Annotated in this window: 20 protein-coding genes; 3 read left to right on the top strand and 17 right to left on the bottom strand. The window is 73.1% G+C overall.

Features of this window, described 5'->3' with window-relative positions; translation table 11 throughout:
* Window positions 1–417: 417 nt before the first annotated feature.
* The 9 genes from Adu01nite_RS49100 to Adu01nite_RS12765 all read right to left on the bottom strand — a co-directional run bounded on the left by Adu01nite_RS49100 (window position 418) and on the right by Adu01nite_RS12765 (window position 10,251).
* Window positions 418–2,889: an ABC transporter permease gene (locus Adu01nite_RS49100; RefSeq protein WP_203726840.1), complete on the bottom strand. Its 2,472-nt coding sequence runs from the start codon at window positions 2,887–2,889 to the stop codon at window positions 418–420.
* The gene (locus tag Adu01nite_RS12800) at window positions 2,886–3,638 is read right to left on the bottom strand and encodes an ABC transporter ATP-binding protein (protein WP_203726839.1); all 753 of its coding nucleotides are present in this window, start codon (window positions 3,636–3,638) and stop codon (window positions 2,886–2,888) included. Before Adu01nite_RS12800 ends, Adu01nite_RS49100 begins: the two co-directional genes overlap by 4 nt.
* 101 nt (window positions 3,639–3,739) lie before the next feature.
* The gene (locus Adu01nite_RS12795; protein ID WP_203726838.1) at window positions 3,740–4,390 is read right to left on the bottom strand and encodes a response regulator; all 651 of its coding nucleotides are present in this window, start codon (window positions 4,388–4,390) and stop codon (window positions 3,740–3,742) included.
* The gene (locus tag Adu01nite_RS12790) at window positions 4,378–5,568 is read right to left on the bottom strand and encodes a sensor histidine kinase (protein WP_239132344.1); all 1,191 of its coding nucleotides are present in this window, start codon (window positions 5,566–5,568) and stop codon (window positions 4,378–4,380) included. The genes Adu01nite_RS12795 and Adu01nite_RS12790 overlap by 13 nt, the downstream gene beginning before the upstream one ends.
* A gap of 14 nt (window positions 5,569–5,582) precedes the next feature.
* Complete coding sequence (locus Adu01nite_RS12785) at window positions 5,583–6,362, bottom strand: alpha/beta fold hydrolase (protein WP_203726836.1); 780 nt, start codon at window positions 6,360–6,362, stop codon at window positions 5,583–5,585.
* A gap of 2 nt (window positions 6,363–6,364) precedes the next feature.
* On the bottom strand, window positions 6,365–7,375 hold the full coding sequence (locus Adu01nite_RS12780; protein ID WP_203726835.1) for an ABC transporter substrate-binding protein: 1,011 nt from the start codon (window positions 7,373–7,375) through the stop codon (window positions 6,365–6,367).
* Window positions 7,372–8,175 carry an ABC transporter ATP-binding protein gene (locus tag Adu01nite_RS12775; protein ID WP_203726834.1) on the bottom strand — a complete coding sequence of 268 codons (804 nt, stop codon included), beginning with the start codon at window positions 8,173–8,175 and terminating at the stop codon, window positions 7,372–7,374. The genes Adu01nite_RS12780 and Adu01nite_RS12775 overlap by 4 nt, the downstream gene beginning before the upstream one ends.
* Window positions 8,172–9,206, bottom strand: a complete 1,035-nt coding sequence (locus tag Adu01nite_RS12770; protein ID WP_203726833.1) for a FecCD family ABC transporter permease — start codon at window positions 9,204–9,206, stop codon at window positions 8,172–8,174. Before Adu01nite_RS12770 ends, Adu01nite_RS12775 begins: the two co-directional genes overlap by 4 nt.
* A gap of 85 nt (window positions 9,207–9,291) precedes the next feature.
* Entirely contained in the window at window positions 9,292–10,251 is a 960-nt protein-coding gene (locus Adu01nite_RS12765; protein WP_203727026.1) for a FecCD family ABC transporter permease, read from the bottom strand.
* A 162-nt stretch (window positions 10,252–10,413) separates the two neighbouring features.
* Between Adu01nite_RS12765 and Adu01nite_RS12760 the strand changes: the two genes are divergently transcribed.
* Complete coding sequence (locus Adu01nite_RS12760; protein ID WP_203726832.1) at window positions 10,414–11,304, top strand: AraC family transcriptional regulator; 891 nt, start codon at window positions 10,414–10,416, stop codon at window positions 11,302–11,304.
* On the opposite strand, the gene Adu01nite_RS12755 is transcribed toward Adu01nite_RS12760, so the two are convergent.
* From Adu01nite_RS12755 to Adu01nite_RS12740, 4 genes are read right to left on the bottom strand one after another with little or no spacing between them, the layout of a single operon-like run.
* The gene (locus Adu01nite_RS12755) at window positions 11,252–11,917 is read right to left on the bottom strand and encodes a hypothetical protein (RefSeq protein ID WP_203726831.1); all 666 of its coding nucleotides are present in this window, start codon (window positions 11,915–11,917) and stop codon (window positions 11,252–11,254) included. The genes Adu01nite_RS12760 and Adu01nite_RS12755 overlap by 53 nt on opposite strands.
* A gap of 31 nt (window positions 11,918–11,948) precedes the next feature.
* A complete protein-coding gene (locus tag Adu01nite_RS12750; RefSeq protein ID WP_203726830.1) occupies window positions 11,949–12,896 on the bottom strand; it encodes an aldo/keto reductase in 948 nt (315 codons plus the stop codon).
* The gene (locus Adu01nite_RS12745) at window positions 12,893–13,567 is read right to left on the bottom strand and encodes a response regulator (protein ID WP_203726829.1); all 675 of its coding nucleotides are present in this window, start codon (window positions 13,565–13,567) and stop codon (window positions 12,893–12,895) included. Before Adu01nite_RS12745 ends, Adu01nite_RS12750 begins: the two co-directional genes overlap by 4 nt.
* Window positions 13,568–13,624: 57 nt before the next feature.
* Complete coding sequence (locus Adu01nite_RS12740) at window positions 13,625–14,749, bottom strand: sensor histidine kinase (protein WP_203726828.1); 1,125 nt, start codon at window positions 14,747–14,749, stop codon at window positions 13,625–13,627.
* Window positions 14,750–14,878: 129 nt separating this feature from the next.
* Between Adu01nite_RS12740 and Adu01nite_RS12735 the strand changes: the two genes are divergently transcribed.
* Complete coding sequence (locus Adu01nite_RS12735; protein WP_203726827.1) at window positions 14,879–15,559, top strand: hypothetical protein; 681 nt, start codon at window positions 14,879–14,881, stop codon at window positions 15,557–15,559.
* Here the strand turns inward: Adu01nite_RS12735 and Adu01nite_RS12730 are convergent.
* From Adu01nite_RS12730 to Adu01nite_RS12715, 4 genes are all read right to left on the bottom strand, one after another.
* Complete coding sequence (locus Adu01nite_RS12730; protein WP_203726826.1) at window positions 15,536–17,545, bottom strand: hypothetical protein; 2,010 nt, start codon at window positions 17,543–17,545, stop codon at window positions 15,536–15,538. The two genes, Adu01nite_RS12735 and Adu01nite_RS12730, sit on opposite strands and share 24 nt — an antisense overlap.
* The gene (locus Adu01nite_RS12725) at window positions 17,542–17,871 is read right to left on the bottom strand and encodes a PadR family transcriptional regulator (protein ID WP_203726825.1); all 330 of its coding nucleotides are present in this window, start codon (window positions 17,869–17,871) and stop codon (window positions 17,542–17,544) included. Before Adu01nite_RS12725 ends, Adu01nite_RS12730 begins: the two co-directional genes overlap by 4 nt.
* A 33-nt stretch (window positions 17,872–17,904) precedes the next feature.
* Window positions 17,905–18,078, bottom strand: coding sequence for a hypothetical protein (locus Adu01nite_RS12720; protein WP_203726824.1), 174 nt, complete (start codon window positions 18,076–18,078; stop codon window positions 17,905–17,907).
* Between the two features lie 348 nt (window positions 18,079–18,426).
* Window positions 18,427–19,962 carry a sensor histidine kinase gene (locus tag Adu01nite_RS12715; RefSeq protein ID WP_239132341.1) on the bottom strand — a complete coding sequence of 512 codons (1,536 nt, stop codon included), beginning with the start codon at window positions 19,960–19,962 and terminating at the stop codon, window positions 18,427–18,429.
* A gap of 183 nt (window positions 19,963–20,145) precedes the next feature.
* Here Adu01nite_RS12715 and Adu01nite_RS12710 point away from each other — a divergent pair, with 183 nt between their 5' ends.
* On the top strand, window positions 20,146–20,910 hold the full coding sequence (locus Adu01nite_RS12710) for an RNA polymerase sigma factor SigF (protein WP_203726822.1): 765 nt from the start codon (window positions 20,146–20,148) through the stop codon (window positions 20,908–20,910).
* Window positions 20,911–20,938 lie beyond the last annotated feature (28 nt).

The following is a 20,938-nucleotide window of genomic DNA, read 5'->3' as shown; positions in this document are numbered from 1 at the left end:
CCTGGCTCCCGCTCCTCAGCGATCATGAAGAGTTCCTGCTCAACGCTGGCCGAAACTCCACTAGATCTAGCGGGAGCGGAGAACCACCGACCGACATATACGGCATGTCATGCCCTTTGCCATGCGCGCGCCTTCGCCAAGCGGAGGCAGTATCCATGAGCCGGGACCTGCGAGAAATTCGGCCGGAACCAGCTGAACAGTTGCCGGCCCAGGCACCACGGCCCAGGCACCGCGGCCCAGGCACCACGGCCCAGGCACCGCGGCCCAGGCACCGCGGCCCAGGCACCGCGGCCCAGGCACCACGACCCAGGCACCACGACCCAGGCGCTGGGACCCAGGCACCACGACCCAGGCGCTGGGGCCCAGGCGCTGGGGCCCAGGCGCTGGGGCCCAGGCGCTGGGGCCCAGGCGCTTGGGTTACTCCTTGATGCCGATTTGCGTCACCGGGGGCACTCGCAGCAGGCGGGCTATTGGCAGGATCGTTGTTGCCAGGGCCAGCACTGTTGTGCCGCCGAGGACGGCTGCCCAGCCCAGCGGGGGCACGTATGGCACCGGGGTGCCCGTCAGCGCCCGGACCACGCTGCTCAAGGTCAGGGCGGCGATGGCGCCGCCCAGCACTACCGCGGTGCCGAGCAGGCCGATCTGTTCGGCGTTGACCATGCGGCGGACCTGGCGGCGGGTTGCGCCGGTCAGGCGCAGCAGGGCCAGCTCTCGGCGGCGGGCCAACGCCGCCATGACCATCGTGTTGGCGGCGGCCACTGCCGTGTAGCCGACCATGGCGGCGATCAGCATGCGGTTGAGCCAGGCGCTCAGGGCCAGGTCTCGGGCCAGGCCGCCGGTCAGGGTGGCGGTGTCGACCAAGCTGCTCCCGGGGTGGGCGGCGGCGACCTTGCGCAGGGCGGCGTCGGACGATGCGGGGGCGCTGATCAGGATTTCGTCGTCCAGGTTGGTGGCGGTGTGGCCGGCCACCGTCGTGCGGGGCAGGAGCACGTCGCCGAAGCCCAGGCCGCGCTGGTAGATCGCCACGATCCGGGGGCGCACGGGGGTGCCGTCGCCCAGTCGCATGTCGACCTCGTCGCCCAGGTCCCAGCTGAACATGGCCGCCTGGGTGCGGGACACCGCGGCCGTGCCGTCGCGCAGGTCGGCCAGGTTTCCCTCGGTCACGTCCAGGTCCAGGGTCGCGGTGAGGGTGGCCGGGTCCGCCGCCCGGGCGGTGATCGACTCGCCGTCGCCCATCAGGGCGGCCACGACCGTCGTGTGGCGGATCGGCGTTACCGCCTGGACGCCGGGGACCGCGCGCAGGTCGGCCACCGTGGTGTCGGACAGGCCGGTCGGGGCGACCAGTGCCCGCGTGGCCAGCAAGCTTGCTCGGCTCTGGGCTACCGCCTGGCGTTCCAGGTTGTTCTGCAGGAACCACACCGAACCGCCGAAGCCGACCGCCAGCACCAGCGACGTCAGGACCGTGGCGGTGCCGCGGGCGTTCGCCCGGAGGTTGGCGGCGGCCAGGTAGCCGCTGGTGCCGAAACCGGCCAGCAAGCGGGATGCGAACCGGTTGATCCAGGGGGCCAGCAGCGAGACGGCCAGGACGAACAGGTAGAGCATGCCGATCGCGGCGCCCATCGCGGTCTGGCCGGACATGCCGATCGCGGCGCCGGTCGCCGACGCCGCGGCGGCCAGCGTGATCAGGCCGCCGATCAGCCGGGCCCGGCCGCCGCCGGTGGGCTCGGCCGCGGCCTCGCCGAGCGCCTCGGCCGGTTTGATGCCGGTGACCCGGCGGGCGGCCAGCAGGCCGGCCAGGACCGCGGAGACCAGCACGATCGCGACGGCGGCGGGGGCGGCGATCGCGCCGGGGACCATCGGGAAGCTGGCCGGCACGAAGCCGCGGGTGGTGAGCTCGCCGGTCAGCCAGTGCGCGGCGGCCAGGCCGGCCGGCGCGCCGATCAGCCCGGCGACCGCGGCGAGCAGGGCGGACTCCGCCATGATCATGCGCCGGACCTGGCCGGGGGTGGCCGCCACGGCGCGCACCAGGGCGAGGTCGCGGCGGCGATGCCGGACGGAGAGGCCGACGGTGGCGGCGACCACGAAGATGATCAGCAGCGCCACGTAGCCGCCGAAGGACGCGCCGATCTGCACGAGCAGGCTCGCGGCGGCGCGGTCGGCGGAACGCTCGGCCTGGCCGCTGTCGGCGCGGGTCAGGACGCGGGCGTCACCGGCCAGGGCGGCGATCCGGGTGCGCAGCTCGCCGAGGTCGGTGCCGGGCTCGGCGATCACGCCGATCGCGCTCACCTGTCCGCGGTGCGGCGAAAGCGCCGCCGCCTGCGCGTCGGTGAAGAAGACCGAGGCCGGTCCGCTCCCCTGGGCCAGGCCGCTGACGGTGTAGGGGCGGAGCACGCCGCCCACCAGCAGACTCACCCGCGAACCGGTCTGTGCGCCGAGGGACGCGTCGAGCACCACCTCGCCGGCGTTGGCCGGCGCGGTGCCGGAGAGCAGCCGATAGGGAGTCAGCGCCGCACTCCCCCAGCCGCGCCCGGACGCCGGCCCACCGGCCGCGGTGACGACCGGGATGTTCTCGTCAGTGGCGACGGCGGAGAGGCCGGGGAGGCCGCGGATCTGCGCAACGAGGGTGGCCGGCACCGTCCCGCCCTCGGGGAGGGCGACCGTGCTCCTGGTGATCTCGCCGTCGAAGTCCTTACCGGTGAACGTGGTGTCGGGGCGGGCCACGACCAGATCGGCGGCGGCGTAGCGGACCGGGGCCGGGTGGTAGCTCAGGCCGGACTCCACCAGCACGCCCATCGCGGTCAGGATCAGCGCGCCCAGGGCGAGCGCGAGCAGGGTGGCGAACGACGCGCCGGGGCGGTGGCGCAGCATGCGGGCGGCGAGCGCGGTCATCGGGTGGCCCCCTCGGTCGCGACGCGGCGGTGGCCGAGGGCGGCCAGGTGCTCGGCGATGCGGGCGGCGCCCGGCTGTGGCATGTCGTGCACGATCCGGCCGTCGGCCAGGACGATCACCCGGTCGGCGTAGGACGCGGCGACCGGGTCGTGGGTGACCATCACGACGGTCTGGCCCTGCTCGTCGACGACCGCGCGCAGCAGCGCGAGGACCTCGGCCGCGGTGGTGGTGTCGAGGGCGCCGGTCGGCTCGTCGCAGAAGATGACCTCGGGGCGGGACGCCAGGGCCCGGGCGATCGCGACCCGCTGCTGCTGGCCGCCGGAGAGGGCGGACGGGCGGTGCCGCAGCCGATTGGTGAGGCCGACCCGCTCGATCACCTGGGCGAGCCACGCCGGGTCGGGGCGGGTGCCGGCCAGTCGCAGCGGCAGGCGGATGTTGTCCTCGACGGTGAGCGCGCCGATCAGGTTGAAGGCCTGGAAGACGAAGCCGATCCGGCCGCGGCGCAGTTCGGTCAGCTTGGTCTCGGAGAGGCGGGACAGCTCGGTGTCGCCGATCCAGACGTGGCCGGCGGTGGGGCGGTCGAGCCCGGCCGCGGTCTGCAGCAGGGTGCTCTTGCCGGAGCCGGACGGGCCCATGATCGCGGTGAAGGTGCCGCGCGGGAAGTCGGCGTCGACGCCGGCCAGCGCGTGGACCGGCTCGCCGTCGGCCTGGTAGGTGCGAGTTAGTCCTTGGATGCGAACCGCGGGCATTCGTCTGCCTCTCCGTGTGCCGGCTGGTCTCACGAAGAATTCTTTTAAAAAACACCCGGGCGGAAAATGCCGCAGGCGGGCCAAGAGGGGTAGTGCCAGCACTACCTTCCGAGGTCCAGGTACCGCAGCACCGCGGTCACCCGGCGGTCGGCCCGGTCGTCCGGCGGGAGGTCGAGCTTGGCGAAGATGCGGCGGATGTGCTTCTGCACGGCGCCCTCGGTGACGAAGAGCTTCTCGGCGATCGCGGTGTTGCCGAGGCCCTCGGCCATCAGGGCGAGCACGTCGATCTCGCGCGGGCTGAGCCGGTCGAGGGTGCTGTCCGGGCGGGTGCGGGCCAGCAGCTGACCGATCACCTCGGGGTCGATCGCGGTGCCGCCGCCGGCGACCCGGTGCAGCGCGGTGAGGAACTCCTCGACCCGGCCCACCCGCTCCTTGAGCAGGTAACCGAGGCGGGCGCTGCCGTGCGCCAGCAGCTCGGTCGCGAACGCCTGCTCGACGTACGCGGAGAGCACCAGGACGGCCAGGCCGGGCCGGCGCCGGCGGGCCTCGACGGCGGCCACGATTCCTTCGTCGGTGTGGGTGGGCGGCATGCGTACGTCAATGATCGCGATGTCGGGCTTGTGCTCTTCGACGGCGTCGAGGAAAGGGGCGGGCGCGTCGGTGGTGGCGACCACGTCGAGGCCCTCGGCCCGCAGCAGCAGGGCCAGGCCCTCGCGCAGCAGAGCGTCGTCCTCGGCGATCACGATCCGCACGGCAGCTCCACGTCCATCGTCGTCGGCCCACCGGGTGGGCTGGTCAGCGTGAAACGGCCATCGTAGGCCTCGATGCGCCGGCGGATGCCGGTGAGCCCGGAGCCGCCGCTGTCGAGGCCGGCGCCGCCGTGACCGTCGTCGGTGATCCGGAGCAGCAGGCGTTCGCCGTCCCGGCGCACGGTGACGGCGGCGGCCGACGCACCACTGTGTTTGGCCACGTTGGTCAGGGCTTCGGCCACCACGAAGTAGACGGTCGCCTCGACCGACACCGCGCACCGGCCGGGCAGTTGGACGTCGAGCCGGCACGGCACGGCGGAGGCGCCGGCGAGGCCGGCCAGGGCCGAGGCAAGGCCGCGGTCGTCGAGGACCGGCGGCAGGATCCCGCGGACGACCGCGCGCAGCTCGGCCAGGGCCTGTTCGGTGGCGTCCTGGGCGCGGTCGAGGAGTTCGGCGACGGCGGCCGGATTGCGGTCCTGGGCGCGCCGGGCCGCGCCGATCAGCACGTTCAGCGCGACCAGGCGGTTCTGCGTGCCGTCGTGCAGCGAGCGCTCGATGCGGCGCAGTTCGGTGGCGTGCGCGTCGAGGGCGGCGGCGCGCGTGGCGGTCAGCTCGGCGACGCGCAGCGACAGGTCGGCGCCGGGCGGCGGGGCGAGCTGGCGCCGGCCGGGGAAGGCCTGCAGCCGGGTGATGCCGGGGAGCAGGCCGATCGTGGCGGCCGCGAAGACCAGGCCGAGCACGCTGATCTCGAGCGCGCCGGTCAGGCCGTCGCCCGGGCCGCTGAGGAAGCCGGGGCCGCCCAGGGACGGGTCGAGTGCCCGGAACCAGAGCGGGAAGGTGGTGTACTCGATCGCGTAGATCGGCAGGGACAGCCCGGCCAGGCCGACCAGCAGGCCGATCGTGCCGTGCACGGCCAGCCAGGCCAGCTCGCGGCGGACGGACGGGTCGCGCAGGGCGTCGCGGGTGCCCGTAGGCAGTGGCGGCGGGCCGATCACCGGCGGGCCCCAGCGGGTCAGCCGGGCCCGCTCCCGGTCGGCGACCCGGCGGACGGCCCGCCGGCCGAGCGGCGTCAGCAGCAGGCCCAGGAACACCGCGATCAGAATCGGCAGGGCCAGTACGGACGTGCCGAGCCCGCCGAGGTTGTGCCGGAGGACGCCGACCGCGACGCGAAGCCTCGTCATGCGGCGACGATAGGTCATAACGCCCGGCGGATCTCCGAAGCCACCAGGCCGGGATCGTCGAGCATCACGTTGTGGCCGGCCCCGGCGGCGACGACGTGCCGGCCATGTGGGAGGGCGGCGGCGGACGCGGCATGGGCGGCATCAAAAGAGCCGGAAATGATCGTGACCGGCAGGCCACTGAGGTCGGGCGGGTCCGCGCGCAAAAAAGCCAGGCCGGGCAGGAAGTGCCGGATCTCGGCGTGCAGGGCCCGGGCGGCACGACGGCCGAAGTTCTCGGCTCGGAACTGGGCGTGGAGATCGGGCGGCAGGGCGCTGCCCATCCGCGCCGCGAACCGATAGATCCCGATCCCGGCCGCGGCGCGGGTCAGCGGTCCGGCGACCGCCATCCGCTTGGCGGTGGCCGGGGTGAAGAAGTCATCGTCGCGCTCGTCGGACGGATCGACGAGGATGAGCGCGGAAGCCAGCGGAGCGGCCAGCCGGACGATCGGGCCGCCCCAACTGTGCCCGACCAGTACGAACGGCCCGGGCAGCGTACCCAGCAAGGCTTTGAGGTCTTGCGCCAGCGCAGGCAGGGTGCGCGGCGACGGGCCGTCGTCGCTCGCGGCGATGCCCGCCCGGTCGTAGACAACCGTGCGGGCATCATCGGCCAGAAGCGGAGCCACCAGGCCCCAGCACACGCCCGACATGCCCAGGCCGGCCTCGAAGACGACGGTGGTGCCGCCCGCACCCGCGATGCGCAGGTGCAGGCGGCGGCCGCCGACGTCGACCAGCCGGGACTCGCCGAGCGGGTGCAAGATCAGCCGAGCTTCTTGGCGGTCTTCAGCTGACCGGCGAGCTCGCTGTAGATCTTCGAGTAGGCCTGGTACGAGTACGGCGCGGCCGCGTACCACGGGTAGACCTGGCCGGCCTTGACCGCGGGCAGGTTCGCCCAGGTCGGCACCTTGGCGAGGTCGGCCTTGGCGGCGTCGTAGGTGCGCGCGTCGACCAGGATCACGTCGGCGCCCTTGAAGTCGGTCGCCTTCTCCCAGCTGAACTGCGCGAAGACCTCCTTCTTCGGGTTCTCCGGGCTGATCATGTCGAGGCCCGCGTTCTTCAGCGAGTTGCCCTCGGGCAGCTGCACCGGGTCGGCGACGTAGAGGCTGTCGGCACCGGGCGACATGATGGCGACCTTCAGGCCGGAGGTCTTGGCGGCCTCGCCGACCGCGGTGAGGGCGGTCTCGTAGTCGGTCTTGGCGGTGGTCAGCGCGGCGCTCTTGGTGTCGGCGCCGAGCTTGCCGGCCAGGTCGACCATCGTGGTGATGGCTTCGTCGGTGGTCTTGTAGTTGCCGGGCACGGCCAGACCGGGGGCGAGGCTGAGGATCTTCTCGGACTGCGCGGCCGGGACGTACCAGAGCGCCTTGTTGTCGAACGTGTAGTCGACCAGAAGCTGCGGGTTCATCAGGGCGTACTTCTCGGTGTCGAACTCGCCGTAGGTGCTGCCGATGACCGTGACCTTGCTCAGGTCCAGCGATCCGGCCTGGTAGCTGAGCTTTCCGGCGGCGTCCGGCTTCAATTCGCCGTACGCACCCTTGACCTGGAAGCCCGCGTCCCACAGAGCCGCGGCGACGCTGCTCTGCGCAACCACCGTGGTCGGCGTCTTGTCGAGCTTGATGTCCTTGCCGAGGGCGTCCTTGTATTCGAACGGGCCGGAGGCCGTCGCGCCGGCGGCGGGCTCGGCGGAGTCGTCGCTGCCGCCGCAGGCGGTCAGGGCGAGCGACACGGTCAACGCCATGGCGGCGCCGGCCAGGCGGGTCAATCGGCTGTTCACGGTACGGGGTTCCTCTCAGGGTGGTGCCGCGGGATTACCAGGGGGGTGTTCGACTCGGGGTCGGTGATGATGCGGCAGGGCAGTCCGAAGACGTCCTCGATCAGTTCGGCGGTGATGATCACGCCGGGTTCGCCCTCGGCGACGATCGCGCCGTCCTTCATCGCCACCAGGTGGGTGGCGTAGCGGGCCGCCAGGTTGAGGTCGTGCAGCACGGCGACCAGGGTCGATCCGCGCTCGGCGCGCAGCCGCGCACACAGGTCGAGCACCTCGATCTGGTGCGCGATGTCCAGATAGGTGGTCGGCTCGTCGAGCAGCAGGATGTCGGTCTCCTGGGCGAGGGCCATCGCCAGCCAGACCCGCTGCCGCTGACCGCCGGACAGCTCGTCGAACGAGCGGGTGGCCAGGTCGTCGGTGCCGGTGAGCTTGAGCGCGGTGGTCACCGCCTCCTGATCGGCCGGCGACCACTGGCGCAGCAGCGACTGGTGCGGGTAGCGGCCGCGGGCCACCAGGTCGGTGACGCTGATCGCCTCGGGCGCGGTCTGCGACTGCGGAAGCAGCCCGAGCCGCCGGGCGACCTCCTTGGCCGGGTAGTCGTGGATCGCCTTGCCGTCGAGCAGGACGGTGCCGGCCGACGGCTTGAGCAGCCGGGCCAGGCCGCGCAGCAGCGTCGACTTGCCGCTGCCGTTGGCGCCGACGATGGCGGTGAACGAGCCGTCCGGGATCGCCAGGGTCAGGTCGTGCACGATCTTTCGGCTGTCGTATCCGAGCGCGATGTGCTCGGTCTCCAAACGCTGCGTCATGCGCGTCCTTTCCGCCATTCGCGACCCAGCAACCACGCCAGATAGGCGCCGCCGACGATGCCGGTGAGCACGCCGACCGGCAGTTGCCGGGGCTGGAACGCCTCCCGGGCGGCCAGGTCGGCGATCAGGAGCAGGACGGCGCCGGTCAGTCCGGAGGCGGTCAGGTTGGCGCCCTCGGAGCCGGTCAGCCGCCGGGCCACCTGCGGCGCGGTGAGCGCGATGAACTGGATCGGGCCGGCCACCGCGACCGCGCCCGAGGCGAGCAGGACGCCGATGGCCACCGCGATCAGCCGGGTCCGCCCGACCGCCAGGCCGAGGCTCGTCGACCGCTCGTCGGAGAACTCGCTCAGCGTCAGCGGCCGCCACAGCGCGATGCAGGCCACCAGGCCGACGATCAGGATGCCGCCGATCAGCCGCACGTCCGACCAGTCGCGGCCGACCACGTTGCCGACCAGCCACACCGAGGCGCTCTGCGCGTCGTACACCTGGGCCCGCACGATGAGCAGCGAGTTGAGCGCGTTGAGCATGGCGGCAGCGCCGATGCCGACCAGCACGAGCCGCAGCGGCGCCACCCCGTGCCGGGCGGAGAGCAGCAGGACCGCGGCGGCGGTGATCGCGCCGCCGGCCACCGCGCCGAACGAGGTGAGCGCGAGACCGCCGTGCAGCATGAGCAGCACGACCAGCGCGCCGGTCGAGGCGCCGGTGGTGAAGCCGACGACGTCGGGGCTGCCGAGCGGGTTGCGGGTCAGCGACTGGAAGATCGCGCCGGAGATGCCGAGCGCCATGCCGACCAGGGCGGCGGTGACCGCGCGGGGCAGCCGCAGCTCGGCGACGATGAGTTTCTCGGCCGGGCTGCCGTTGCCCAGGATCGCGTCGATCACCCGCGGGATCGGGAACGAGTTGGCGCCGGCCGCGAGCGACACGACGATCAGCGCGGCCACCGCGAGCAGCAGAAGAACGGTCACCAGCACCGCCCGATGCCGCAGCCGCACCGACCATGGGCCCGCCGTCACCACCGGCACGCTGATCATGCCGTGTCCCCCTTAGGCATGCCCTTCTGGCCCTCACCTGCGAGGCCGTCCGCATGTGCGGCTGAGTGCCGCTCGGTGCAGGCGGTCATGCCGCAACCAGCGTCCGGCGACGAACAAGGGCAATAAAGACAGGAGCTCCGAGTACGGCGGTGACGATGCCCACCTGCACCTCGGCGCCGCCCGAGACGACGCGTCCGAGGGTGTCGCTGAGCACCAGGAAGCCGGCCGCGAGCAGCATCGACATCGGGATCACCCGGCGCTGGTCGGCGCCGCACAATATGCGGGCGACGTGCGGCACGGTGAGGCCGACGAAGACGATCGGGCCGGCCACCGCGGTCGCGGCCCCGCACAGCAGGGTGATGGCGACCGCGATGGCGACCCGGGCCCGGCCGACGCTGAGCCCGAGCGCGTGGGCGCTCTCCTCGCCGAGCGCGAGCGCGTTCAGCGCCGGGGTCATCAGCAGCGCCAGGATGATCCCGATGACGATCAGCGGCAGGGCGATCAGCAGCCGGTCGTAGCCGCGGTTGACCACCGACCCGACCACCCAGAACCGCAGCTGGTCGAAGCTGGCCTGGTCGCGCATGGCGACCGCGTTGATGTAGGAGAACAGCACCGCGGTCAGGGCGGTGCCGGCCAGCGCCAGGCGGGCCGGGGTGGCGGCCGAGCGTGACCCGCTGCCGAGCAGGTAGACCACGACCGACGCGACCGCGGCCCCGGCGAGGCCGAGGCCGGTCTGGGCGAAGCCGTTGGAGATGCCGAAGAACGCGAACCCGGTGACGACCGCGGCGGCCGCGCCCGCGTTCACCCCGAGCAGGCCGGGGTCGGCGAGCGGGTTGCGGGTGAGGGCCTGCATGAGGGCGCCGGCGCCGCCGAGCGCGAGCCCGGCGACGAGCCCGATGACCGTACGTTCGAGCCGCAGCCCACGCACGATGTCGGCGTTGTCGCCGTGGGCGCTGGGGGCCAGCGCGCGGAGGACGTCGCCGGGCGAGATCGCCTGCCGCCCGATCATGAGGCTCAGGACGACGACCACACCCAGCACCGCCACCGCCACGACGAAGACGCCGAGTCTCCGGATGGTCTGGGGCTGCACGCAAGTAAGGTAAGGCTAACTTTGCTAAGTGTCCAATCGCCGGGCGGCGATCTGCCCCGGAAGACCCTGTGCTCTCCGCCACCTCATCGATCCTGATCAAGCGAGTAGCGTCGGGACGTGCACGGGGAGACCATTCGGCAGACCTACACGCTGGTCCATTTCGGGGACGACTCGATCGCGTACGCCGGACAGCACCTGCACGCCACCGAGATGGAGGCGCACACCCACAGCTTCGTCGAGATGGCGCTGGTGGTGGCCGGCTCCGGGGCGCACCGCACGCACGCGGGCCTGCGGCCGTTACAGGTCGGCGACGTGGTGCTGCTGCGGCCGGGCGTGTGGCACGGCTACGAGGAGTGCGCCGGCCTGGTCGTCCACAATTGCTGCTTCTCGGCCGAGCTGCTGCATCGTGAGCTCGCCTGGACCCGGGAGGACCCGCTGCTCGGGCACCTGCTGTGGACCGGGCCGTACGCCGGGCACGGCCGGGGCGTCCTCACCACCCATCTGACCGCGGACGAGATGGCCGGCTGCGTGGCCGAGCTCGACGCGATGAGCGAGCTCACCACCCGGTCGCTGCGGCTGCACCGCTCCGACATCATCGCCCGGCTGTCGCTGGCCCTCGGCTATGCCGCCCGGGCCGCCCTCGGTGAGGCGGCGCAGGTCTCCGAGCGCGTCCACCCGTCCGTCGTCGAGGCGATGCGCCGGATGGAGGCCCGCCCGGCCCACCCGTGGACCCTGACCGAGCTGGCCGGCGACCTGCATCTGGCGCCCGGCTACCTGGTGCGGCTGTTCAAACTGGCCACCGGGCTGCCGCCGATGGCCTTCCTGTCCCGGCTGCGCGTCGAGCTCGCCGCCGAGCAGCTGCTGCACAGCGACCGGCCGATCAACGCGATCGGCGAATCGGTGGGCTGGGCGGACCCGAACTACTTCGCCCGGCGCTTCCGCTCGCACTTCGGGCTCAGTGCGTCGGCGTACCGCTCGAAGTTCGCCCGGCCGTACCGCCTGGGGTGAACCGGCCGGCCAGCAGCGCGATCGCCGCGGGCACCACCACCAGGGCCAACAGGACCGCCGGGCCGCCCTGCCCGTGATCGCCGGCGAGCCAGCCGAACAGCGGGCCGGTCAGCAGCCGGTGGGCCGGTTGGGCGACCAGGCCGAGCGCGTCCACCGCCATGAACAGCAGGGCCGCCGACCCGAACACCCAGCCGGTCGGCGGGCGGTCCACGTGCGGGGTGAGGCGGCGGGTGACGGCGGCGACCGCGTACCCGATGGCGGCGCCCGGCAGGGTGAGCGCCACGCCGCGCAGCGCGATGCCCCACGCCTGCACCGCGAAGTCGGCGGCGTGATTGACGGCCGCCAGCACCGTCGCCGTCGTCGCGAGCAGGGCCGCGCCGCCGGCGACCGCCGCGGACAGCGCGACGGCCGGGCGGCGCAGCAGCGTGCCGGCGACGCCCGCCCAGACGAACGCCACCAGGGCGGCGGCGTTCAGGGTGCGGCGGGCGTCGCCGGTCGGATCGACGAACTCGCGGCTGCCGGCCGAGGAGATGAAGAGCCACAGCAGCGGTACGGCCGCGGCCGCTACGGCGAACCAGATGAGCGCGGTCCGGGCGCGATGCGGCATGTGCATGACAGACAGTCTCGGCCCCCGGCGCAAGTGATCACTCAGGAAGCTGGGCGGACACCTCGTCCAGGGCTCGGCGCTCGTCGGCGTCCAGCTCCAGGGTGGCCGACGCGACCAGGGCCGGCAGCTGCTCCACCGTGCGGGCACTGGCCAGCGGGGCGGCCACGTGCGGGCGGGTGCGCAGCCAGGCCAGGGCCACCGTCGCCGGGGCGACGCCGTGAGCGCCGGCAATCTCCTCCAGGGCCTTGATCACCTGCAGGCCGGCCTCCGACAGATACCCCTTGGCGCCCTGCCCTCGAACGGCGCCGGCCAGGTCCTCGGTGGTCTTGTATTTTCCGGTCAGGAAGCCGCTGGCCAGCGCGTAGTACGGCACGACGGCGAGGTTCTCGGCCGCCGCGACCGGGGCGATGTCACGCTCGTACGCAATCCGCTTCACCAGGTTGTAATGGGGTTGAACGGCCACCGGGAGGGTGAGGTCGTCGCGGCGGGCGATCTCGAACCACTCGCGGATCCGGTCGGCGCTGTAGTTGCTGACCGCGATCGCCCGGACCTTACCCGCCTTGACCAGGGCGTCGAAGGCGGCGGCCGTCTCCTCGAGCGGGGTGTTGGCGTCGTCGTAGTGCGCGTAATAGACGTCGATGTGGTCGGTCTGCAGCCGGGTCAGCGACGCGTCCGCGGCGGCGGCGATATTGGCGGCGGCCAGGCCCCGGAACTGCGGGTGCTGGCTGACCTTGGTGCCGATGACCACGCGGTCACGGTTGCCACGGGTGTTCAGCCAGTCGCCGATGATCGTCTCCGACTCGCCGCCGGCATTGCCGGGCACCCAGGCCGAGTAGGCGTCGGCGGTGTCGATGAAATTGCCGCCGGCCTCGACGAACGCGTCCAGGACCTGATGCGAGGTCGCTTCGTCGCTGGTCCAGCCGAACGTGTTGCCGCCGAGAGCGAGCGGGAAGACCTCGATGCCGCTGTTGCCGAGTGAACTCATCCACCCAACGTAGCCTCGTGCACGAGCAGGGCGAGCTGCACTCGGTTGTCCAGGTCGAGCTTGGTGAGCAGGCGGGACACGTGGGCCTTGACCGTCGGGACGCCCATACCGAGCTCGGCGCCGATCTGGGCGTTCGACAGGCCGCGGGCGACCGCCCCGGCCACCTCGCGCTCCCGGTCGGTGGCCCGGCCGAGCAGGGCGGTGGCGGCCGCGCGCCGGTCGTGGCCGACCGGGTCGGCGACCTGCTCGATCAGGCGGCGGGTCACCGCGGGGCTGAGGATCGGCTCGCCGGCGGCGACCCGGCGGACGGCGTCCAGGAGTTCCCGGGGCGGGGCGTCCTTCAGCAGGTAGCCGCAGGCGCCGGCGCGCAGCGCCCGCAGGACGTACGCGTCGGCGTGGAAGGTGGTCAGCATCACCACGTACGGGAAGCGGGGGCGCGCGCACAGCCGCTCGGCCGCGGCCAGGCCGTCGACCCGCGGCATCCGGACGTCGAGCAGGACGACGTCGGGGTGGTGGGCGTCGACCAGCTCGGGCACGTCGGCGCCGTCCGCGCCCTCGGCGACGATCTCCAGGTCCGCGGCGCCGGCGAACAACAACCGGATCGCGCTGCGGACCAGCGGATCGTCGTCGACGACCGCGACCCGGACCGGCCGGGCGGTCACGCGGGCCACCGCAGCCGGGCCGGGCGGGCGGTCACGCCGGCCACCGCAGCCGGGCCGGGAGGGCGGTCACGCCAGCCACGGCAGCCGGGCCTCCAGGCGGAAGCGGCCCGCGGCCGGGCCGTGCACCAGGCGGCCGCCGGCCAGCTCGACCCGCTCGGCCAGGCCGGCCAGCCCGACCCCGCTGCCCGGCACCGAACCGGGTGCGGCGCCCGGCGCCGGGTTGCTCACCTCGATCCGCAGGCCCTCCCCCGGGCCGCCGTCCAGCACCAGCCGCACCGGGTTGCCGGGGGCGTGCTTGCGGGCGTTGGTCAGCGCCTCCTGCACCACCCGGTAGGCGACCCGGCCGGTCACGCCGGGCGGCCGCAGCTCGGCGAGGTGGTCGTCGAGGCGGACGTCACTGCCGAAGCGCCGGGCGTCGGCCACCAGGTCCGGGACCTCGGCCAGGCCGGGCTGCGGCGGCTCCGGCTCCTCCCCGGCGTCGTGGCGCAGCACGCCGATGACCGACCGCAGCTCCTCCAGGGCCTCGTGCGCGCCCGACCGGATGACCCCGGCCGCCTGGTGCACGTCGGGGGCGAGGGCCGGGTGCAGCTCCAGGGCGCCGGCCTGCAGGCTGATCATCGACAGCCGGTGGGCGAGCACGTCGTGCATCTCGCGGGCGATCCGGTCGCGCTCGTCGCGGCGGGCCCCGGCGACCCGGGACGCCTGCTCGGCCTCGGCGCGGGTGGCCCGCTCGTCGAGGTTGTCGATCAGGGCCTGCCGCTCCCGGGCATACAGCCCCCAACCCAGTGCCGCGGTCACCAGCACGCCGCGGACGACGAGGTCGGTCCACAGTGCCATCCGCGGCTCGCGCTGCAGCAGCAGGTAGATCGGGATGGTGCCGAGGTAGCCCGCGGCGAACCAGGCCGCGACTGCAGGGCGGCGGCGCAGTGCCAGGCCGAACACCGCGCCCAGGACCGCGCCGGTGGCCATCACCGAGACCGCGCTCAGCGGCACGACCAGCGCGGCGAGGCCGAGCGGGCGGCGGCGCCGGAGCAGCAGCGCGAAGCAGGCCGGCACGCCGATCACGACATCCACCGGCCACGGCACCAGGCCGGGCACCGGGCCGGTCGGATCGCCGACGGTCACCAGGAGCGCGCCGATGGCCAGCGCGGCCACGACCGCGACGACATCCCGGACCCGATCCCCGATCACCCCGTCAGGCTAATGCGAATCGGGGCGCCGGCACCCCCTACCAAAGTCGCGCGGACCCCCGACCAAAGTAGGCGCCGGCCGCGACCGATTGCCGACGACAGCAGCCCGGCGCCGGACAAAGCTGGCCGCATGACAACGCTCCTGCTCGCCACCGCCACCCTTCTCGCCGGCGCCGTCGCCGCCTGGCTCGCCGCGGCCTCCGGCTCCGATCCCCCGGCCTTCCGCGACGTGCTGGAGATCGTGCAACTGGCGATGTCGGTGCTCGTGCCGTTCTTCGGCGTCCTCGCCGTGGCCGGCCTGACCCGATCCGAGCCCGCGGCCGACCGCCGGCTCGCGCCGCGGGTGCTCGCCGCCGTGCGGCTGGCGGCGAGCTTCGCCCTGGCCGGCGTGCTGCTGGCCGCGGCGGCGACCGCGCCGGCGGGCGGCGTCTGGCCGTCCGCCGCCCGGTTCGCCGCGCTCGTCGCCGCCTCGGTGCTGGCCCAGGCGATCGCGCAGCTGGTCGGAACGGCCTGCGGCCTGCTGTTTCGCCGCCGTGTCGTCGCGATGGCCGCGACCATCGTGGTGCCGATGGCGGTGACCGTCCTGCTCGGAGCGATCGACCCGGGCGGCGGCCTGGGCCGATGGCTGACCCCGTACGGAAACGCCCAGGCCATGTTCACCGGAACGCCGTCAGCCATCGGCTTCGCCGCGTCCACCGTGGTCGTGCTGCTGTGGTGCGTCGCGCCCAACGTGCTCGGCGCGCGGATCAGCCGGGCCCGGGCCGAGGATCCGGCCCGGGAAAGGCGTTCAGCCGGGCACGGTCTCGCCTGAGCTGAGCGGATCGGGGGCCGGCCAGGGCTGGGCTGCCTGCTCCCCCTGGCCGGGCCGGCCGTCGAGGCGGGCCGACATCAGGGCTGCGAACGGGGTCATCAGCAGGACGGCGCCCGGGACGAACGAGATGCCGTCGGCCGGGTAGCCGAGCCCCTCGACGGCGAACAGCAGATCGGGCACGATGCTGGTCAGGGCCACCCCGGTGAACAGGATCGCGAAGGTCGCGGGCAGGCCGGCCAGGGTCAGCAGGGTCCACAGCGCGGCCGTGCGGCCACGGCGCCGCGGCCGGTGCCGGCGGAGCAGCGCGAGCACCACGATGGCCACCGGCAGCCCGACCAGCGCGCCCAGCGCGCCGTAGCCGGTGTCCTCGGACTCGGTGGAGACCGGTGCGAACCCGGCGACGGTGACGGCCACGACCGGCACGCCGATGAGCAGGACGGCCGCCCACGCCGGGACCCGGTAGCGGCTGAGGGTCACCGCCGGGATGGCGGCGAGCAGCATCCCGAGGACCACCAGCCCGGTCGTGGTCAGCTGCAGGCCGGCCGGCAGGAACGGGTGGTTCACGCCGGGCGTGCCCTGGGTGAGCAGCAGTGGGGCACAGCCGGCCGCGATCACCGCGGCCGCGCCGGCCCGGCGGCGCACCACTGTGGTGACCCCGGCGCCCGGCAGCGGGCCACGGGCGACCAACCAGGCCGCGGCGACCAGGACCGCCCCGATCAGCAGCGTCAGCCGCAGGCCGCCGGCCCCGGCGGCGTGTACCCGGACGAGCACGCCGTCCGCTGCCACCAGCGCGCCGGCCAGCACCAGCGTCGCGGCCAGCGCGCGGCGCCGGTCGGCGGTGGCGATCAGCATGGCCAGCGCGGCCATCAGGATCGCGCTCCAGCGCAGCTCGGCCACCCACAGGTAGATCTCGCCGTCGCCGCCCGGCATCGGGGCGGTCGCGGAGACCGTCAGCATTCCCGGGCTGAGGATGGTCACGGTGTAGGCCCAGGCGATCACCGCCAGCGCCACGCCGGCGGCGCCGACGGCCACCACGATGGACGGCCTCGGGGCTGGTTCGTCCCCGGCGGGCGAGGCGGTCGGGGCGAGCTGGGGCAGCGGCCGCAGAGCGGCCGTACCGAAGGCCAGCGCGAGGACGCCGAACGTGGCCAGTGTGATCGCCCACGGCCCGAAGAAGTAGAAGCCGCGGCTGGACAGGGCGCCCTCCGGGATGACCATGTATTCGTCCGGCACCGTGCCGTTCAGCAGCGACGCCGCCGCCGCGCGCAGGCCGACGGACGGGCCGCCCGGGCCGGCCACGATCATCGGCAGGGTGGCGGCCATCGCGCCGAGCACGCCGAGCAGCGGGGTGCCGATCAGCATCGACGGGAGACCGCGCCGGCCGCGGGCGACGGCCGCGCCGAGCGCCGCCATCCCGGGGACCCAGACCAGCAGGCCGATCAGCAGGCCGGCGATGTAGAGCGGATCCGAGTCGGTGACGGCCGGGATGAGCAGGGCGGGAACGAACAGCAGCGGCGCGAACGCGGCCGACGCGGCCGGGCCGAGCCGGGCGGTCTCCTCCAGGGGCACGCGGCGGCCGAGCCAGCGGCCGGCCAGCAGGCACCACACCGCGACCAGGACACCGTTGGCGATGGCGGACGGCCAGGCCAGAACGTACGGGTCGAGGCCGGCCAGGTCGAACAGGAAACTGGTCAGCAGGTCGGCGCCCCGGGCCACGCCGAGGGTCAGCAACCCGGTCAGGATCAGCGCCCCGGCCGGGGCGAGGGCGCCGGTGGTTTCCGCCCAGCCCCTGGGTGCGCCGGTGCGGTCCTTGACCGGCGGGGACAGGAGCAGGCTCAACGCGTACGCAAATGATCGTCTCTTGCCGCCCGGCTCAGTTTCGATCGCGGCGAGTTCGGCGTGCCATTCCTGGGCCATCTCGTCGCGGATCTCGGCCGGCCAGCGGCGTGCGGCCGCGTCGAGGAAGCGGTGCGCGAGGCGGCTCATGCGGGCCTCGGCTTCGTGACGGTGCCGGTGGCCCGGTCGAGCTGCTGCCGCAGGGCGGCGATCTCGGTGCGGGCGGCGATCAGGCCGTCGGGGGTCAGCCGGTAGTAGCGGCGGGCGGGCCGGGCGGCGGCGACCGGATCGATCTCCTCCCACACCGCCTCGACCCAGCCGGCGTGCTGCAGGCGCAGCAGGATCGGATAGAGGGTGCCGCTGGGATGGCCGGTGGCACGCATCAGGTCGAGGCCGTAGCGGTCGGCCGCCGGATCCGCCAGGAACGCGGCCAGCACCTTCGACACGGCGGCGGTCACCCGCACGGGGGTCGTCATGCGGCCTACCGTAGCGGACCCTTGCTCGGTTTTCTACATAGGGTCTGAGCTGGCCAGCTTCTCCAGGTCAAGCTGCAGGGTGGCCAGCAGGCCGCCGTGCTTGTTGGTGTCGACCTCGTCGGGGAGCTGCCGGTCGACGAAGTCGGCGCGGTGATTCTGCCCGCGATTGCGCAGCTCGGCGAGGATGAGTGCCTTGGAAATGATCATTTGTCTCCATTTCGCGCGGTGATCCTGGCTGCGACGGACCGCTGAATCAGTCGAGCCGCCACAGCCAGGGGTCTATCAGACCGACGTACGGTTGATGATCTTGATGGCCAGCACGATCAGTGACTGGAGGTCCGGGACCAACGCAAACGCGGGTCCGGCCCGATCGCACGGGCGGGACGAGGTCCACCGAGGCCATTGAAATGGCACAGCACCGGAAAACTGCCGGTTACCCCGAGACTGTACGCGCATCGGCGCACCCCGGGGTCACCGCGGCCGCCCGGTAAGGAAGTCGATGCCTTCGGCGCCCACGCGGCACGCCTTCCCCGTGCCGATGATCGAAAATCGAGCTCAGGGCGACTCTTCCGCCGCCGGCAGGGTGAACCAGATCGACGAACCCTCGGTCGCGTCCAGGTCCAGCCAGATCCGGCCGCCGTGGTACTCGACGATCTTCTTCACGATGGCCAGGCCGATGCCGGTGCCCTCGTACGCCTCGCGCGGGTGCAGCCGCTGGAAGATGACGAAGACCTTGTCGGCGAACTCCTTCTCGATGCCGATGCCGTTGTCCCGCACGTTGATCGCCCACTGCTCGCCGTCACGCCGGGCGGTGACCCGGACGACCGGCGGCACATCGGGCCGGCGGAACTTCAGCGAGTTGCCGATCAGGTTGACGAAGAGCGTGGTGAGCAGCGGCTCCTCGCCCTCGACCGCGGGCAGCTCACCCCAGCCGATGTCCGCCTCCGCGGATCGGTGCTCCAGCTGCGAACCGACCTCGGTCAGCATCCGGCCGAGCTCGATCCGCTTGAACCCGGTGGTGATCCGCCCGATCCGGGAGAACGCCAGCAGGTCGTTGATCAGCCGCTGCATCCGGTCGGCGCCGTCGACCGCGAACCCGATGTACTGGTCGGCCCGCGCGTCCAGCTGCCCGGCGTAGCGGCGCTGCAGCAGCTGGCAGAAGCTGGCCACCTTGCGCAGCGGCTCCTGCAGGTCGTGCGACGCGACGTAGGCGAACTGCTCGAGATCGCGGTTGGAACGGGTCAGCTCCTCGGCCTTGGCCTCGAGGCGCTCGGTGGCCGACTCGGCCAGCGCCCGGGCCGCGCGGACCTCCTGCAACTCGTCGGCGATCCGCCGGCGCATGCCGTCCACGTCGGCGGCGAGGCTGCGCAGCTCGGGCGAACCGCCGCTGGTGATCTGCCGTTCGTAGTCGCCGGCCGCCACCCGGCGGACCTGCTCGGCGAGGTCGGTCACCGGCCGGGTGACCAGCCGGTCGAGCAGGAACATCATCAGCGCGCCGACCAGCAGCACCACCCCGGCGGCGCCGATCTCCAGCCCGACCAGGACCGACCCGGTGCGCCGGGCGGCGTCGACCGCCTCGTTGCGCAGCACCAGGATGTCGGCCTGGAGCTGGTCGACCGAGGCCCGGACCGCGTCGAACCGGGCGGTGCCCGCCGCCTCGTCGACCTGCGGGCCGGTGCCGGTGATGACCGGCTCGGCGACGTCGGTCCGCCACCGCTGCGCCACCTGCCGCACCCGGGTCAGGTCGGCCGCGATCGAGGGGAGCCCGTGCTTGGCGTTGAGCTTCTCGATGTCGCCGAGCAGCTTCTCCTCGGTGACGACGCCCTGCTGGTAGGGCTCGAGGTTCTTCGCCGAGCGGCTCAGCGCGTACCCGCGGATGCCGGTCTCCTGGTCGAGGAAGGCCGAGTAGAGCTCCTGCCCGGCGACCCGCATCGGACCGGTCTTGTTGAGGATGGTGTCGAGGTGCCGGTTGCTGTCGGCGGTGGTGATCGCGGCGGAGACGCCGATGCCGGCGATCGCCAGACCGGCGACGGCGAACAGTCCCGCCACCCGGCGGCGCAGGGTCCATCTGTGCAGCTCGAGCACCTTCACGGCGGAACATTCTCCACAGACCGTTGCCGTACAGCAATTTCGTCCCCCTCCGTGGCCGGACAACCTCCGATCGGCCGACATTTCCCACCCGATCGGATGGGTTTAGCCCCAGGTCCCCGCCGGGAACAGATGCTGCGCGGCAATTACCGCACTATCGTGGACATCTCTGCAGGGAGAAGCCTCATGACAGCCGTAGCAGTCAGCACCGATCGCGCCGGAGATTTGATCCTGGCCCTGGCCGCCATGCCGGCCGGTCACCCGTCGCGGGCGCGCGCCCGGGACGAGGCGATCGAGGCCTGGCTGCCGCTGGCCCGGCACCTGGCGAACCGCTACTCCGGCCGCGGCGAGCCGGTCGACGACCTCAACCAGGTCGCCGTGATGGGGCTGATCAAGGCGATCGACCGGTTCGACCCCGACCGCGGCATCGAGTTCGCCGGTTTCGCCATCCCGACCATCGTCGGCGAGCTGAAGCGGCACTTCCGCGACCGCACCTGGTCCATCCGGGTCCCGCGGCGCCTGCAGGAGCTCCGGCTGGCGATCACCGGCGCGAACAGCGCGCTCAGCCACACCCTCGGCCGCTCCCCCACCGTCGCCGACATCGCCGCCCACCTCGAGATCAGCGAGGAAGATGTCCTGGAAGGCCTGGAGGGCGCCCGCGCCTACAACTCCACCAGCCTCTCCACCCCGGCGAACGAGGACGGCAGCACCACCCTCGGCGACACCCTCGGCGGCGAGGACGACGGCTTCGAGCTGGCCGAGCTGCGCGTCGCGCTCGGCCCGGCGCTCGCCCGCCTGGACGAACGCGAGCAGAAGATCATCAGCCTGCGTTTCTACGGCAACCTGACCCAGAGCGAGATCGCCGATCAGGTCGGCATCTCCCAGATGCACGTCTCCCGCCTGCTCACCAAGGCCCTCGCCAAGCTGCGCAAGCAGATGGATGCTTCCTGAGGGGTCGCCGCCACGGCCAGACTTAGCC

Source organism: Paractinoplanes durhamensis, from assembly GCF_016862175.1.
Classification (GTDB): domain Bacteria; phylum Actinomycetota; class Actinomycetes; order Mycobacteriales; family Micromonosporaceae; genus Actinoplanes; species Actinoplanes durhamensis.
The sequence above is the reverse complement of the archived record's forward strand: the minus strand, read 5'-3'. Positions and strand labels throughout refer to the sequence as shown.

What these genes read in the sequence shown, in the direction of transcription:
- Adu01nite_RS12800 (WP_203726839.1), bottom strand. Translation starts at nt 3,638, where the DNA reads ATGCCCGCGGTTCGCATCCAAGGACTAACTCGCACCTACCAGGCCGAC.
- Adu01nite_RS12770 (WP_203726833.1), bottom strand. Translation starts at nt 9,206, where the DNA reads ATGATCAGCGTGCCGGTGGTGACGGCGGGCCCATGGTCGGTGCGGCTG.
- Adu01nite_RS12790 (WP_239132344.1), bottom strand. Translation starts at nt 5,568, where the DNA reads ATGACGAGGCTTCGCGTCGCGGTCGGCGTCCTCCGGCACAACCTCGGC.
- Adu01nite_RS12750 (WP_203726830.1), bottom strand. Translation starts at nt 12,896, where the DNA reads ATGAGTTCACTCGGCAACAGCGGCATCGAGGTCTTCCCGCTCGCTCTC.
- Adu01nite_RS12725 (WP_203726825.1), bottom strand. Translation starts at nt 17,871, where the DNA reads ATGACGACCCCCGTGCGGGTGACCGCCGCCGTGTCGAAGGTGCTGGCC.
- Adu01nite_RS12735 (WP_203726827.1), top strand. Translation starts at nt 14,879, where the DNA reads ATGACAACGCTCCTGCTCGCCACCGCCACCCTTCTCGCCGGCGCCGTC.
- Adu01nite_RS49100 (WP_203726840.1), bottom strand. Translation starts at nt 2,889, where the DNA reads ATGACCGCGCTCGCCGCCCGCATGCTGCGCCACCGCCCCGGCGCGTCG.
- Adu01nite_RS12710 (WP_203726822.1), top strand. Translation starts at nt 20,146, where the DNA reads ATGACAGCCGTAGCAGTCAGCACCGATCGCGCCGGAGATTTGATCCTG.
- Adu01nite_RS12730 (WP_203726826.1), bottom strand. Translation starts at nt 17,545, where the DNA reads ATGAGCCGCCTCGCGCACCGCTTCCTCGACGCGGCCGCACGCCGCTGG.
- Adu01nite_RS12755 (WP_203726831.1), bottom strand. Translation starts at nt 11,917, where the DNA reads ATGCACATGCCGCATCGCGCCCGGACCGCGCTCATCTGGTTCGCCGTA.
- Adu01nite_RS12775 (WP_203726834.1), bottom strand. Translation starts at nt 8,175, where the DNA reads ATGACGCAGCGTTTGGAGACCGAGCACATCGCGCTCGGATACGACAGC.
- Adu01nite_RS12720 (WP_203726824.1), bottom strand. Translation starts at nt 18,078, where the DNA reads ATGATCATTTCCAAGGCACTCATCCTCGCCGAGCTGCGCAATCGCGGG.